The following is a 14,279-nucleotide window of genomic DNA, read 5'->3' as shown; positions in this document are numbered from 1 at the left end:
CCTGTCGTTTTCGTCAGGGTCCTTCCGGACAGACGGAACTCCGCCTGTGATTGTTTCGCCCGGCTCACGGCTGTGTCCACCGCATTGGGCCGGAATCGTGCGGCTCGGCAACACGGCGATCGTCACCGCGCCGACGGAGCCGGCAGCCGAGGCCCTGCGGCACGCGCTGCTCCAGATGCCGTCCGCCGCCCTCACCGACCCCGAGCAGCTACGGGCCGTACTCCCCGTGACCGACGTACTGGGCCCGGCGACTCTCGCCTACGTTTCGACCGACGCATTCCGCCCCGCACCGGCCGGTGAGGGCGTGGAGCAACTCGCTCCTGGGCACCCCGACGTACTGCGGTTGACGAGATCGGCGCCACCGGAAGACACGGCGGAGAGCGGGGTGGAGGAGATCACCTCGCCCGCGTTCGTGGTACGCGTCGGTGGGACGGTCGCCGCCGTGGCCGGGTACCAGGTGTGGCCGTCAGCCACCGCTCATATATGTGTGCTGACGGACCCGGGGCAGCGAAGCCGTGGACTGGCACGACAGGTGGCATCGGCCGCGGTGTCACACGCCCTCGCCGACGGCCTGCTGCCCCAGTGGCGTGCACGCCCACCGGAATCGCGCCGCGTGGCACAGGCACTGGGCTTTCGCGAACTGGGCAGTCAGTTGAGCATTCGCCTGGAGTCGAAGGTTTGGCGTTGATGGACGGCGAAGTGAACGGCTGCTGACGGCTGTCTTCGAGAGCCTGTGCTGGCTAGTCATCGCGTCGGAACAGGGCTGTCCAGAGGAAGGGTTCGCCGAAGTACGCGGACTCGGTCGGTTCGTCGCGCATGCGCCGAAGTTCGATCTCTGTGAGGTGGGAGAAGATCCGGCGTAGGGACTGTGGGGTGTAGGCGAGTCCGCCATGGAGGCGGGCGTCATGGTAGAAGGCTGCGTCGGGGAGTTCGGATCCTCCATTGTCTCCGTCTGTGAAACAGGCGAGTGCGAAATAGCCGCCGGGCGCGAGGAGTCGGTCGAGCAGGGCGAGGTAGCTGATGCGGCGGTGGGGTGGAAGGTGGTGGAAGCAGCCCGAGTCGTAGATCAGGTCATAGCGTCCGCTCAACTCGGTGCCGGCGAGGGTGAAGGCGTCTCCCTTGTGGAACCGAACGTGGGCTCCGGACTCACGGGCGCGTTCCTCGGCCCAGCCGACGGCAGCCGTGGAGAGGTCGACTGCGTCCACCTCGAAGCCGAGGGAGTCCAGATACAGCGCGTTGCGTCCGGGGCCGCAGCCCAGGTCCAGTGCCCGGCCCGGGGTGATGAGCCGGCGGTCGAGGTATGAGGCGAGATTCTCGTCCGGCTTGGCCTCGAAGAACGGCACAGGTTTTGAGCGGTCGGCATAGAAGGTGTCCCACCAGGCGGCTGCGTCGCTCGTCCAGCGGTCGGCGTCCTGCCTGAACAGGTCGTCCAGGAGGTTCAGTACGTCCTCGACGGTGCGGATGTTCCGGTCCATACGGGCTCCCTTTCGCGATGGGGAGACGGTACGGCGGGAGAGCATGAGATCCCAGCTCGGCGCGTATGGCGCGACGGCGTGAACGGCCGGTGGGGATGTGGGGGGCGGGGCTCCCGAGTTGCACTCAAGGCCCTGCGTGCGCAGCCGCTCCTTCCTCTGCTGAGGGGCGTCACGGCGGCTTCCGGGGCGGCGCTCAAGCCGGTTTCTGAAGTCGGTGTGCAGGCGGCCGGCGTGAGGATGGATGTGACCTCTCGGGGCGGTGGTGCGGCGGCCCGGGTGCGTACCCCCGTCACGTACCCGGGCTGGCGCATTCCCGGCGGTGAGCGGTGGTTCAGCGTCGGGCGCCGCCGGGCGACGGCATCCAGTGGTGGACCTTGAAGTCGCCCTTCTCCAGCGTCTCGTACGGGGCGGAGCTGACGCACTTGCCGACGCTGTTCTTCGGTACGCCGTCCATGGCCCAGCTATAGCCCAGCCGGTCCTTCTTGCCGTCGTCCAGCACGGTGAAGCCGAAACGTTTGCCCTTGAGGTTGCCGACCTTCGGGAAGCCCGGTGCGTTCTGGAAGTGCATCTCGGTCACGACGCCCGTGGCGACGGCGACGGGACCGCCCGTGAGCAGACAGTCGATGCGGCCCTTGAAGTAGCCGCCCCAGGTCTTGCCGATGTGGTGTCTGGCGTAGAAGGTGCCCCGGGCCTTGTCGGCGAAGCCGTGTGCGTCGAAGGAGAAGTGGACGTTGTCGCCCGGTCCGCGCTTGAGCTTGGCGGTTCCGGTCAGCGAGGGCTCCTCGGTGCCGGGCCGGCCGTCGGCGCCCAGCCGGGCTTCGGCACCGTACCGGGCATCGGTGCTGTGCCGGGCGGCCCGGTTTCCGTTGTCGTTCACGGCCGCCGCGGCCGGTCCCGTGGTGCCCACGGTCAGTGCGACCGACGAACAGACGGCGGCAGCCGCGGCAGCCGCGGCGAGGGAACGGCGTACACGGGGCATGGATTCCTCCTGTGGCAGTGACAACGGCCGGGCCGATTCGCCGAAGGTGGGACTGGGACTTCTTCGGTCTTCCCGGCCGGTCACCACACTGCCGCCTGCCCCGGCACGCCGCATCGCACTACAGGCCGGTGCCCTTCCGCCGCACGGCGGAAGGGCCCTGGTACCGCAGGCCGATGTGGAAGAGGACGCAGATCACCGGGCCGCCGGGGGGCCTTCCACGGAAGTCGGGGTGCCTTCTATGAGAACGGACAGGCCGTCGAGCATGGAGGTGAGGCCGGTTTCGAACAGCTCGTCGAGATGCAGGTCGTAGCCCTCCTCGCCGAGGGCTCCGAGGACCCGGGTGAACGTCGGGTAGTCACCGGAGGTCATGATGGCCGCCAGGGAGGGGGCCTGGGAGGCGAGCCATTGGTCTTCCGACAGGCCGGTGGCTCCTTCGGCCTGGGCTTCCCGCTCCAGGTGGACCGCCATGCCCTGGACGTAGCTGTAGATCAGTACGTTCAGGTTGAGCATGGTCGCCGGGCCGAGGCCGTGGCCGTCCAGCGCGCTCAGCATCCACTCCGAGTACGCGATCATGCCGGGCAGTATCAGCGGGCGGTTGAGCGGGCCGATCTGTGCCAGCCAGGGGTGGGCGCGGTGCAGCGCCCACAGGGCCCGGGCACCTGATTCCAGCCGGGGCCGCCAGTGGGCCGGCGCGTCGCAGCGGTAGTCGATCTCGCCGAAGACGGCGTCGGTCATCAGCAGGACGAGGTCGTCCTTGCTGTGAACATAGCGATACGGCGACATGGTGCCCGCGCCCAGGTGAGCCGCGACGCCCCGCATGGACAGGGCGGCCAGCCCTTCCGCGTCGGCGATGCGGATGGCCGTACGGACGACGCGTTCCCGGGTCAGTTCCCCTTCCCGCAACGGCGGGCGCTCAGGGCCCGGACGTGTACGTGCGTGGGTGCGGGGCTGCGGGGGCTGTGCCCGCCTACGGGACGTGCGGTGCGCGGCGGGGCGGCGGTCGGTGGGTGACGTGCTCCACGCGGTCGGTGAGTCAGGGGTGTCCTGTGTGGTCGGTGCGACCACTGTGCCGACGCGCGGCTGCGTACGTACGACTCCTTCCTGCCGCAGTACGGTCAGCGCCTTCGCGGCGGTGGCCAGCGCGACGTCCCACTCCTTGGCCACCTGACGGATGGCGGGAATCCGGTCGCCGGGGGCGAGTTCACCGGCGGCGATGCGTCGCCGGATCTCCGTGACGATGCGCAGATAGGGCGGGACGTGTTCTGCGGGCACCACAACCTCCTGGCTTGCCCTGCGGGCTCCTGTTCTAGAACAGAAGCTAGCAGGGGGAATGGGAGGCAGGTGTTTGCTGTACTAGGACACAGATGGAAAAGAGCAGTTGGCAGCCCTAACGTGCGCCGTACATATTGCCGCGCGTGCCGTGCACGACGCGTACGTTGTACGAAGGGAAATCCGATGAAGTCCGTACTCATCTCCGGTGCCGGGATCGCCGGCCTTGCGCTCGCCCACCGCCTCAGCCACCACGGATACGCCCCGACGGTGGTCGAGCGTGCCCCTGCCGTACGTGCGGGCGGTCAGGCCATCGACGTCCGCGGGGTGGCTCTGGACGTACTGGAGCGGATGAATCTGCTGGATCAGGCGCGGCGCGCCCGTACGCGGATGCGCGGGATGTCGATGCTGGACGGGGAGGGCAACGAGCTGTGGCGCTCCACCGAGATGACGTTCAGCAGCGGGCGGCTGGACAGCGAGGACATCGAGCTGCTGCGCGAGGACCTGACGCAACTGCTGTACCGGAACATGCCGGAGGGTGTCGAGTACCTGTTCGGTGACTCCATATCGGCCCTCCAAGAGGAGCCGCACGGCGTACGGGTCGGCTTCGAAGGGGGCGGGAGCCGCATGTTCGACCTCGTGGTCGGGGCGGACGGCCTGCGCTCCAAGGTCCGGCACCTGGCCTTCGGTGCCAAGAGCCACTTCGTGCGCCATCTCGGTTCGTACGTCGCCGTCTTCACCACCGAGAACTTCCTGGACCTGGACGACTGGCAGGTGTGGCTCCAGGATGGTTCGGGCTCGGCCACCTACTGCCTCTATCCCGCGCGCGAGAACACCGAACTGCGGGCCACGGTCGGCTTTTCCTCGGAACCCCTCACCTACGACCACCGCGACCCGGAGCAGCACAAGGCCCTGCTGGCCGACCGGCTGTCGCAGGTGCGCTGGGAGACACCGCGTCTGCTGAAGGCCATGTGGGCGGCGCCCGACTTCTACTTCGACGCGATGGCGCAGGTGCGCATGGAGCGCTGGTCGCAGGGCAGGGTGGTGCTGTTGGGGGACGCGGGCTACTGTCCTTCGCCGCTGTCCGGCCAGGGCAGCAGCCTGGCGCTGGCGGGCGCGTACGTACTGGCCGAGGAGCTGAGCGGGGCGGCGGGTGACCACCGTTGCGCATTCGCCCGCTACGAGGAGCGCCTGCGCCCGTTCGTCGAGCTCAACCAGGCGCTCGCCACGGAAAACCCGGGGCAGGGCGCCGACGAGGAATCCGTCGAGCGTGCCAAGAACGCGATCAGCTTGGACTGATGGCCACGGGACACGGCAACGACAGTGGAGAAGGGAAACGAGACGGGAACGGGGGCGGGGACGGAAACGGCCCCTGCCGGCAGAAGTCGAATGCCGGTGGGCAGGGGCCGATTCCTGGACGGCGTGTCACAGGTGCCGTCTCACGGAAGGCGCTTCAGGGGCAGCGCCACTTCGTGGTGAAGGTCTTGCCCTTGTACTGCATGACACCGCGGACGCATTCGTCCGAGTTGAGCTTGTGGCTCCGGCTCAGCTCCGCGTACCCGTTGCGGGTCTTCTTGGAGCCGAACCACAGCGGGTAGGCGGTGATGTCGTCGTTCTTGCGCTGGGTGCCGAGCTTGACGGTGACCTCACCGTTCGCGGGGCCGCCGCGCCAGTAGCTGGTGGTGAACTTGTACGTGCCGGTCGTGCCCAACTTTCCGCCGCGGACGCAGAGCTGTCCGTTGGACAGGTCCCCGCAGCCGTCGGTCGTGGCGCTCGCGGTGGGGGCGGCGGCGAGGGAGGCCGCCAGTACGGAGACGATGGTCGCCGAGGCGGCCATGGTGCGCTTGAGTTGCATGTGCCCTTCCTCTTCAGGCCGGTGCCGGACACCGGTGCCTGATGTCGGTAGGGGGTGCCGGACGGCGATGCCGCGCACCGGTACGGCGAGCGCCGCACCGCCATGGGGCTCCCCGAGATCATGGCAGGAACGACCCTAACCGATATGGCAGGTACATGACCAAGCTGGCGGGGGAGCCGAATGTGGGGGCCGGGTGGGTGCGGGCCGGGCGGGTGCAGGCCGGGTGCGGTCGCGGATACCTGCCCGTCGTTCCGTGGGGCCCTCAGCCGGCGGAAGAGCCCGCGGAGCGGTCGTCCGACGGCGCGGACGGCTCCTCGCGCCCGGGCCGCTCGTCCTGCGCGGGCGGGCCCACGGTGAGTTCGGCGACCGCGCCGCCGTCCGGCGCGTTGGAGAAACGCAGCGTGGTGCCCAGCACCCGGGCCTGCCCCACGGCGATGGTCAGCCCGAGGCCGTGCCCGGACTTCTTGCCGTCTCCCGTACGGCTCCGGAACCGCTGGGGTCCTTGGTCGAGCAGCTCCTTCGGATAGCCGTCCCCGTGGTCCCGTACGGTGATGACCGGCCCGTCGACGGTCACCACCACCGGCGGGCGGCCGTGTTTGTGCGCGTTGGCCAGGAGATTTCCCAGTACGCGTTCCAGCCGGCGCTGATCGGTGAGCACCCGGGCGTCCCGTACCACCCGTACCTCGGCCTCCAGACGGCCGGCCCGTACCGCGCGTTCGGCCAGCGGCCCCAGCGCATGCTCGTGCAGATCGGCGCGCTCCACCTCCGCGTCGAGACGGGAGATCTCCAGCAGGTCCTCGGTCAGCCGGCGCATGGCCTGGACGCGCTCGCGCACCATCTCGGTGGGGCGGCCGGGCGGCAGCAGCTCGGCGGCGGCGTGCAGTCCGGTGAGCGGGGTGCGCAGCTCGTGGGCCACATCGGCGGTGAACCGCTGCTCGCTGTGCAGCTTGGCCTGCAGGCTCGCGGCCATCGCGTCCAGCGCCGCCGCCACGGCGGCCGGCTCGTCCTGGGCGTACCCGGGGCACAGCGCGCGGGGGTCGTCCACCCGGGCGTCCAGATCACCGTTGCTGATCCTGCGCGCCACCTGGGCGGTGCGGTGCAGGCGCCGGGTGACGCCGGAGGCCGCGTACAGCCCCACAAGGAGCGTCAAAACGATGGCGAAGGCCGAGGAGCCGATGATCGCCCGGTCCAGCCCGCGGATGACGGCCTCCCGCTGGCTGTAGTCCTGGGTGACGGCCAGGGCCTTGCCGTCGGCCGGGGCGACCGCCCACATCACGGGCCGGCCGTGGCGCCGGCCGAGCTGGGTACCGGCCTCGCCGCGCCGCGCCATCTCACGCAGCGCGCCGGGCAGCTCGGCCGGGTCGATCGCTCCGTCGCGCCCGAGGGGCTCACCCGCGACGTACGCCTCGACGGTCGAGTCCAGCAGGACCAACGCCGCGTCCCGGGCCTGGGCCTCGGTCTGCCGGCTGACCAGGACGTGGACCAGGACCCCGAGCACCGTGGCGAGGAAGCAGCACATGACCGTGACGAACAGGGCGACCTTCCAGCGCAGCGTAGCCGTCCAGGCAGGAAGGCAGGCCCGGATTCCGCGCCGGCGGGGGCTCACGGCGAGCTCCTGGGTGTGCTTCCGGGCGTGCTCCTGGGCGTGCCTTTCGGCGTGTTCCCGGGTGTGCTGCTGGGCGTGCTCCTGGAGGTGACGGCGGGGTCGGCCCGGTCGAATTCCATCGCCCGCATGGACATGCTCTGCGTCTGTTCGTCCCACGAGTAGACCGACCGCATGTAGTACCCGGCCGTGCCGGTGGGTTCCCGCAGGATGATGTCCCGGCCCGCGACCTCCACCGACAGCGGTGTCGCGGCGGCGTCCAGCACCCGCATCACCGATCCCCGCTTGAGCATGAACACCCATACGACCAGGATGTTGTCCGGGCTCTCGATGCCGACGATCAGCTCTTCCTTCCCGTCGCCGTTGAGGTCCCGATACTGGGGGCTCCGTACGGGGCACCGCTTCCGGTCGTGCGCGCAGTTGTTGATCCTCGCCGCGGTGGCGCGGTCGAACTGCGGGCCGCCGTGGTTGTCGGACCCCGCGGCGACCTGCGCCTTGACGACGTCGAACAGCGGCACGTTGCGGATGTCGCCGGATGTCACCCGTGGCCCTCCGGGAAGCGGTGAGGGCCTGGTCTCCTCGTCGTCCTTGCCGGATGAGGAGGGCTGCGGCGCGGGTGTGCGCTCGGGCCACAGCCGCGCCGGGGCGGAGGCGACCGGAGTACGTCCGGCGCTCCTGGGCTCACCGGTTCCCGCGCATCCGCTCAGCAGCGATCCTCCGACCGTCACCGCCAGGACCGACGACACCAGCTGTACGTGCCAGGAAGCCGTCCGGGAGCGGGGGAGGAACACATCACGTCCAGTCGGTACGGGTGACAGCGGAGCCTGCTGGTGCGGGTGGGGTCGAGCCTACGTCGAACATGATGTTGTCTTCCCCCGGCCGCGGCAATCCGGCACCCGTACAGCGTCATGACATTCAGGGCGAATGGTGGCATGGAAGGCGTGTCGATATCCCGACATGTCGAGACGAGGCGATCAGGATATGGCCCGTCGTCACATCTCGAACTTTCGTTCGGAAAGTGTTGCGCGGAGGGAGAAGAAGGGTCCGCGGAACCTTCTCGTTCGTTCAGGGCCTCTCATTAAGGGAAGGGAAAAGAGAAAGCGGAACGGGAGCAGGGGCAGCGGCGGCGGCAGGGGCGGCAGGGCGGAGGGGCGCGGGATGCACCACGGCCGGGACCAGGCGTTCAGCGCTTTCATGGCGGCGAGATACCCCTCCCTGCTGCGCACGGCGATCCTGCTGGCCGGCACGGACGGCAGCGGGGCGGAAGACCTGGTGCAGGAGGCGCTGCTGCGTACGTACCGGGCGTGGCGGCGGATCGGGCGGGCCGAGGCGGCGGAAGCCTATACGCGTACGACCATGGTCCGGCTGCTGGCCAAGAACCGCCGGCGGCGCTGGAACCGGGAGGTCCCGGCGGCGGCGCTGCCGGAAGTGCCGGGCCCCGGCCACGACGAGGACGTGGCGACCGCCCTTGCCGTACGCGCGCTGCTGCGCCGGCTGCCGCCCGGCCAGCGGGCCGTACTGGTGCTGCGCTTCTATCATCAGCTCACCGAGCGGCAGATCGCGGAGGTGCTCGGCTGCTCGGTCGGCACGGTCAAGAGCCGGGCGGCCCGCGCGCTGACCGCACTGCGCGCATCGGGCCTCCTCCTTGCCGTACCGGATCGCGAGACGGGCCCGGGGTGATGGCTGAAGGGCCCGGCCGGCGCCCGGACGGACGGCGCGCGGCGGAACGGCGCGCGGAAGGCCGATGCAAGCCGGGCCGATGCGAGCCAGGTTTCGAACGAGGGGAGGAACAGATGGGGGAGCAGGCCGCAGGAGAGGCGGAGGAGCAGGTACGGCGGCTGCTCGCGGCGGCTGCCGAGCCGGGACGCCCGCCCCGGCCCCCGGGACCGCAGTTCACCGACCGGGCCCGGCGGAGCCTGGCGCGGCGTCGGACGGTGCTGGCGGCGGGGGTGGTGGCGGTGCTCGCCGTGGCAGTGGCGGTGCCGCTGGCCCTCGGCCGTATGAGCGGGAAGGGTGATGAGGTGGTGCCAACCGCCTCCGAGGCGTGTCTGCGGTCCGCGGTGCGTGAGATCAACTCCCGTAAGGCCGCCGGGTACCAGCCGGTGAGCGGGACGCTGCGGCCCGGCCGGCTCGCGCTGGACGACGGGGTGACCCAGAGCTCCGGCTTCAGATTCGAGATCGAGACCACCCTCGCGCGCGGCGGCGTGCCGTCCTCCGGGCCGGTCACGGTCTGGTATCCGGCCGCGGAGGCGCAGCTTCCCGCGCCCGGCAGGTACGTTCTGCTGCTGGCCGCGGCGGACCGTCCCGGAAAAGACGGTGAGCGGCTGTTCGAGATGGCCCCGGAACAGGTCCGCCGGATCGGGGATGACGGGAAGGTGCGGCTGAAGTGCGGGGACGAGGGCGAACGGGCGGTGGAACCGCAGCAGTTGCGGGCCGCGATCGCCGGATCGGCCGGGTCCGCAGCCGGGTTGCGGTCGTAGCGCCGGCGCCGTGGCGAAGCCGGCGCCGTGACCATGACCGGTAACTGCGGCCACGTAACCGCAGCCGTGCTGTCGGCGGTGCCGCCCGCTCGCCTCTGCCGCCTTCTCCTCAGGTGCGGAAGAACCAGAACTTCTCGTTCGGGTGGGCCGCCATGATCTCGCTGAGCGGCTTGTTGAGCGTGTCGGTGGTGTGGTAACTCATCTTCGGCATCCAGTCGCCGGTGAACGACGTCACCATCATGGTGTGCCCGGGTTCGCCCGGTTTGCTGTAGCCGTGGATCTCGAACTGGACGACGTCCGCCAGGCCCAGCGCCCCGGGCCGGTCCAGCTCGTACACCCGGTGCGACCTGTCGCGCGCGAACCGCTGCCAGTTGGGTGCTCCGCCCCACGTCCAACTGTGGTTGTCGGGGATCGGCCACCAGTTGTGGTTGTACCACCAGGCGGAGTCGCTCCGGTACCAGCCGGGGACCTCCTTCCAGCCGCCGGCGGCCAGGGCCTGGGAGACGAAGTTGGTGCAGTCGTTCTCATCCCGCTCATAGGGCACGTTGTCGCCGGCCGTGGCGTACTTCACGGCGAAGTCCACCATGGCCTGGTAGTTGTAGCCGAGCGCCTTCGTGGCACCTTGCCCGGACGCGGAACTCCGTTTGGACGTGGGCTTCTTCAGGCTCTTCCGCAGCGCCACGGCCTCCGCCCTGGCCCTGGCCAGCTCCGCCGGGCCGAGCTTCTCCGGCGTGGCCAGGTGAGCCGGGCCGTCGGCCGTTCCGATGCCCGAGAGCACCCATGTCGCGCCGTCACGGGTGAAGGTCAGGTCGTGCCGGACGGTGTACTCGTACGGGGCCTGCGCACCGTCCGCGTACGTGTACCGGGTGTGCTCCCGCACGCCGAGCCGTGCGGAACCGGCGCTCTCGCGGACCGTGACCCCGCCGACCGGGGTGATCTCGGTCCGGACGTCGGAGAACCGGACCCCGGCCAGCCGGTTGACCTCCGAGATCTGCCGCCGGGCGGTCATCCGGTCCTCCCGGACCCGGCGGAAGCCGTCGGCCACGGCGAGGGTGCGGGCTCTGCCCGCCTCGGCGGCGGCCGGGGCGCCGTCGACGCGCAGGGCGTTCTCGCCGGTGAAATAGGTCCGCGCCGCGTTCAGGAGTGCCTGGTCGTCCGGAGCCGCGCTCGCGGGCGCCGTACCGAGGAACCCTCCCGACAGCGCGGCGATCGTGGCGACGATCACCAGGCGCCGTGATGTGCTGCGGTTCATCACTCTTTCCCCCTGACTGGAGGCTCCCCCTGCCATCCATGGGGACGGTGCGCAGGGAGCGAACTGACCCAAGTGGAGTGAAGCGGGACAACCCTAGCGACGCGCGCGGCCGGGTGCGGTGACAACGTTCGGCGCTGACCGAAATGCGCTGCTCGGAGCGGGAAGTGTTCGCACTGCCGGTTGTCGCCGCTACAACTGTGCCTCCGGGGAGGGGCGTGGCCGCCGGTCCGCGGCCGTCGTGTGGGGATCCGCCGTCGTGTGAGGGGCCGCCGTGGCATGCGGGTCCGTGGCCGCGTACGGGTCCGTTGCCGCGTAAGGGTCTGCGCTCTCATACGGGAGCGGGGCTTCGTACGGGACCGGTGTCGCGTACGGGACCGGTGTCGCGTACGGAGTCGGTGCGGCGTACGGGCGTGGTGCCGTGGCCGGGTCCGGCGGTGTCGCGGTGGGACGGACCGGTACCGCTGCCTTCACGGACGGTCCCGGCATCACCACGGTGGGACGCGGCCGGGGAGCCGCCGGGCGCGGGCGGGGCGCCGACGGGTACGGGTGGGGTGTCGTCGCGGGCCGGCGGGGCACCGTCGTCGACGAGCCCGGTGAGGGGGACGGCGGGCCGGACGGCAGCGCCGAGAGCCGCGGTGCAGGTACTGCTGCCGGCGGCCGGCCTGCGGGGGCGGTCCCGGCCGCCGGGGCGGTGCGGCGCGTGATGCCGATGGTGGCGCGGCGCATGGTGCCAGGGGTGGGGCCTGTGGTGCCAGTGATGGGTCGTGTGGGGCCGGTGGTGGGTCGTGTGGGGCCGGTGGTGGTGCCGTTTCCGGAGGTGCGCTCGTACCGACGGGCGAACGCCCGCTCCAGCGGACCGCGCAGCAGGTGTCCGACGACCTCGCCGAACCAGCGCCACCAGGGCCCGAACACGGTCCGCCGGTAGACCAGCGCGTCACACACCAGCCCCGCCGTCTGTACGGCGCAGGAGGCCGGCCGGCGCAGCGGCAGGGACGGTGGAGTGTGCGCAGTGCGTGCGGTGCTCGCCCCGGTGCCCGTCGCGCCGACGTAGACCGAGGCCACGCGCACGCCGGAGCCGCGTACTTCGGGGGCCAGGCCCCGCAGCCAGACGTCGAAGGCGGACGCGGCGGCCACGCGGACGCCGGTGCGCGGGAGCGGCGGGATGCGGACGTCGGCGGGTGAGACCCCGACCACGGTGCCGCCGCGCCGGCGCAGGGCGGGCAGCAGGCCGAGCGTGAGCCGCAGCGGGCCCAGGTAGTTGGCCGCGATCAGCGCTTGGGCATCGTGGGCGTCATGGGCATCGTGGGCGTCGTGCGGGCGGTGGCCGGCGGGTGCCGGGGACTGCCGTACGGCGTGGCCGGCGGCGTTGACCAGCGCGTCGATGCCGAGATGAGCGCGCCGGATGTCGGCGACGAGCCGGTCCACCTGCTCGGGTTCGGTGAGGTCGGCGGGGTGGGCGACGGCCGTGCCGCCGGCGGCGGTGATCTCCTCGACCAGCGTGCGCAGCGCGGGAGTTGTGCGGGCGGTGAGGATCACGTGTGCTCCGGCCGCCGCGAGCCGGCGGGCGACATGGCGGCCGGTCCCACGGGAGGCGCCGGTCACCACGATGGTGCGGGCGGCGACGGCGCGGGCCAGCCGCCGGTCGCCGGCGCGCGGCCTGCCGTACAGCAGACCGTTCGCGAAGCCGCGTAGGCGTCTGCCGCGTACGAATCCGTGGACGAGACCGCGTACGAAGCCGTGTGCCGAGCCGCGCACCATGCCGCGTACGGTTCCCCGCCGCCCCCTCAACCGCACCGGACCCGCCGGACCTGCCGAAGCCGCCGAGGTCGCGGAAGTCACTGACGCCACCGGCATGACCGGCGTGACCGACGCCACCGGAGCCGTCGGCGCGGGCGTGGGTTCGCCGGGCGTCGCCGACCGGGAGGTGATCATCGTGTGGTCTCTCTTTTCTCTCTTCCGATCCCGAAGCATCCCGGGCCGCCCATGATTGGACCGCGTCGGCGCTCCGCCGCACGACGCGGTTGACCCAAGAGGATGAAGTGGACCCAAGGGTTCACCTATCGGAGTGACACCGGCTGTATCGGTGGCCCTCGCGGCCACCCTCCTTCGGCGACGCCGACCCGCCGTCGTGGCCGCCGGTCGCGGCCCGGGTGTCGGTCCTGCCGGGCCCGCGCCGCCGCAGGCCACCGGTCGCTCCGTGAAGGGAGGAGGGACGGGGCGTGCCGTGAGGTGAGAACTCGTCAGGAGGGAGCGTGGTTCGCCGGTCGATCACCGGTGATTTCCGGTCACTTTTGTCGAGTGTTGAGTGAATTCCGGACGAATGGCGCGATGGTCATTTTCCGAACGGCCTGGTCCGGGCGGCTGATCGTAAAGCGCGGCACGGTCGACCCTGTTGATGCGGTTCTGTTTTTGGACATAGTCCAGTTGGCCGGTGGGGGGTGTCATCGGTGTGTGATAGGAAGGTCGTCGGGGGACTGAATGTGTGATCAGTAATTACGGGGGATGTAATGACTGACCCATGGCTCCCTTCGGTGGGGGCCAAGGAAAATTCCCGATTCCGTCTCTTCTGTTTCCCTTACGCGGGCGGCGGAGCCGCCGTGTACCGGGAGTGGGGTGAGCTGCTGCCCGACTGGGTGGACGTCCTGCCGCTGGTACCGCCGGGCCGTGAAACCCGGATCGACGAACCGCCCCGCAGGGACCTCGACGCGCTGGTGGCGGGCGCGGCGGGGGCGATGAGCCCCTACCTCGACCGGCCGTTCGGCCTCTTCGGCCACAGCCTCGGCGCGATCGTCGCGTACCACGTGGCGCATCTGCTGCGGGAGCAGGGGCTGCCGGAGCCCGCCCATCTCTTCGTGGCCGGCCATCGGGCACCACATCTGCCCGACCGCATTCCACCGATCCACCACCTCCCCGACGAGGCGTTCGCCGACGGCGTCAGGGAACTGGGCGGGATGCCGGAGGACGTCCTGGCCGAGCCGGAGCTCATGCGGCTGCTGCTCCCCGGCCTGCGGGCCGACTTCACCATCAGTGACACCTACACCTACCGACCGCTGATGCCGCTCGACTGCCCGGTGACGGCCCTCGGCGGCCTCGCCGACCATACGGCCACGGAAGCCGAGACCGAGGAATGGCGGGTCCATACGACCGGCGCCTTCCGTCACTTCATGCTCCCCGGCGGACACTTCTTTCTCTCCTCCGCCCGGCAGCTTCTCACCGGAATCGTGGAAAGCGGCATCCACCGGAGTCTCCGGTCGCGAGTGCGCTGAAAATCCGCGCTCAGCACCGGAAACAATGTACGGAGAAGGGGAATTCACTTGTCCGCGTACGGGGAACAGACAGGCACGGACAACACCCGGCAATTCGTCG

The 14,279-nt window shown here is 70.6% G+C and carries 13 protein-coding genes; 5 read left to right on the top strand and 8 right to left on the bottom strand.

What is annotated here, in order from left to right; genetic code table 11:
* Nucleotides 1-97: 97 nt before the first annotated feature.
* Complete coding sequence (locus KGS77_RS01270; RefSeq protein WP_347404421.1) at nt 98-688, top strand: GNAT family N-acetyltransferase; 591 nt, start codon at nt 98-100, stop codon at nt 686-688.
* 52 nt (nt 689-740) lie between these two features.
* On the opposite strand, the gene KGS77_RS01265 is transcribed toward KGS77_RS01270, so the two are convergent.
* From KGS77_RS01265 to KGS77_RS01255, 3 genes are all read right to left on the bottom strand, one after another.
* Nucleotides 741-1,475, bottom strand: a complete 735-nt coding sequence (locus KGS77_RS01265; RefSeq protein WP_242578271.1) for a class I SAM-dependent methyltransferase — start codon at nt 1,473-1,475, stop codon at nt 741-743.
* Between the two features lie 331 nt (nt 1,476-1,806).
* Nucleotides 1,807-2,454, bottom strand: a complete 648-nt coding sequence (locus tag KGS77_RS01260; protein ID WP_242578269.1) for a hypothetical protein — start codon at nt 2,452-2,454, stop codon at nt 1,807-1,809.
* Between the two features lie 192 nt (nt 2,455-2,646).
* Nucleotides 2,647-3,726, bottom strand: a complete 1,080-nt coding sequence (locus tag KGS77_RS01255; RefSeq protein WP_242578267.1) for a TetR/AcrR family transcriptional regulator C-terminal domain-containing protein — start codon at nt 3,724-3,726, stop codon at nt 2,647-2,649.
* A 183-nt stretch (nt 3,727-3,909) separates the two neighbouring features.
* Between KGS77_RS01255 and KGS77_RS01250 the strand changes: the two genes are divergently transcribed.
* Nucleotides 3,910-5,022, top strand: coding sequence for an FAD-dependent monooxygenase (locus tag KGS77_RS01250; protein WP_242578265.1), 1,113 nt, complete (start codon nt 3,910-3,912; stop codon nt 5,020-5,022).
* 154 nt (nt 5,023-5,176) lie between these two features.
* On the opposite strand, the gene KGS77_RS01245 is transcribed toward KGS77_RS01250, so the two are convergent.
* The 3 genes from KGS77_RS01245 to KGS77_RS01235 all read right to left on the bottom strand — a co-directional run bounded on the left by KGS77_RS01245 (nt 5,177) and on the right by KGS77_RS01235 (nt 7,927).
* Nucleotides 5,177-5,578, bottom strand: coding sequence for a hypothetical protein (locus KGS77_RS01245; protein ID WP_242578263.1), 402 nt, complete (start codon nt 5,576-5,578; stop codon nt 5,177-5,179).
* A gap of 262 nt (nt 5,579-5,840) precedes the next feature.
* On the bottom strand, nt 5,841-7,184 hold the full coding sequence (locus KGS77_RS01240) for a HAMP domain-containing sensor histidine kinase (protein ID WP_242578261.1): 1,344 nt from the start codon (nt 7,182-7,184) through the stop codon (nt 5,841-5,843).
* Nucleotides 7,181-7,927, bottom strand: coding sequence for a hypothetical protein (locus KGS77_RS01235; RefSeq protein ID WP_242578260.1), 747 nt, complete (start codon nt 7,925-7,927; stop codon nt 7,181-7,183). The genes KGS77_RS01240 and KGS77_RS01235 overlap by 4 nt, the downstream gene beginning before the upstream one ends.
* Nucleotides 7,928-8,339: 412 nt before the next feature.
* Between KGS77_RS01235 and KGS77_RS01230 the strand changes: the two genes are divergently transcribed.
* Together KGS77_RS01230 and KGS77_RS01225 are read left to right on the top strand one after the other, a co-directional pair.
* A complete protein-coding gene (locus KGS77_RS01230) occupies nt 8,340-8,861 on the top strand; it encodes a SigE family RNA polymerase sigma factor (protein WP_277994168.1) in 522 nt (173 codons plus the stop codon).
* A 113-nt stretch (nt 8,862-8,974) separates the two neighbouring features.
* Complete coding sequence (locus KGS77_RS01225) at nt 8,975-9,661, top strand: hypothetical protein (protein WP_242578241.1); 687 nt, start codon at nt 8,975-8,977, stop codon at nt 9,659-9,661.
* Nucleotides 9,662-9,770: 109 nt separating this feature from the next.
* Here the strand turns inward: KGS77_RS01225 and KGS77_RS01220 are convergent, their stop codons facing one another.
* Both KGS77_RS01220 and KGS77_RS34505 read right to left on the bottom strand, forming a co-directional pair.
* Nucleotides 9,771-10,913: an amidase domain-containing protein gene (locus KGS77_RS01220; protein ID WP_242578238.1), complete on the bottom strand. Its 1,143-nt coding sequence runs from the start codon at nt 10,911-10,913 to the stop codon at nt 9,771-9,773.
* Between the two features lie 189 nt (nt 10,914-11,102).
* Complete coding sequence (locus KGS77_RS34505) at nt 11,103-12,671, bottom strand: SDR family NAD(P)-dependent oxidoreductase (RefSeq protein WP_277994167.1); 1,569 nt, start codon at nt 12,669-12,671, stop codon at nt 11,103-11,105.
* Nucleotides 12,672-13,420: 749 nt separating this feature from the next.
* On the opposite strand from KGS77_RS34505, the gene KGS77_RS01210 reads away from it, so the two are divergent.
* A complete protein-coding gene (locus tag KGS77_RS01210) occupies nt 13,421-14,179 on the top strand; it encodes an alpha/beta fold hydrolase (RefSeq protein ID WP_277994166.1) in 759 nt (252 codons plus the stop codon).
* Nucleotides 14,180-14,279 lie beyond the last annotated feature (100 nt).

The organism is Streptomyces sp. MST-110588, from assembly GCF_022695595.1.
In the GTDB taxonomy this organism is placed as follows: domain Bacteria; phylum Actinomycetota; class Actinomycetes; order Streptomycetales; family Streptomycetaceae; genus Streptomyces.
This window is presented reverse-complemented; position numbering and strand designations above follow the sequence as displayed.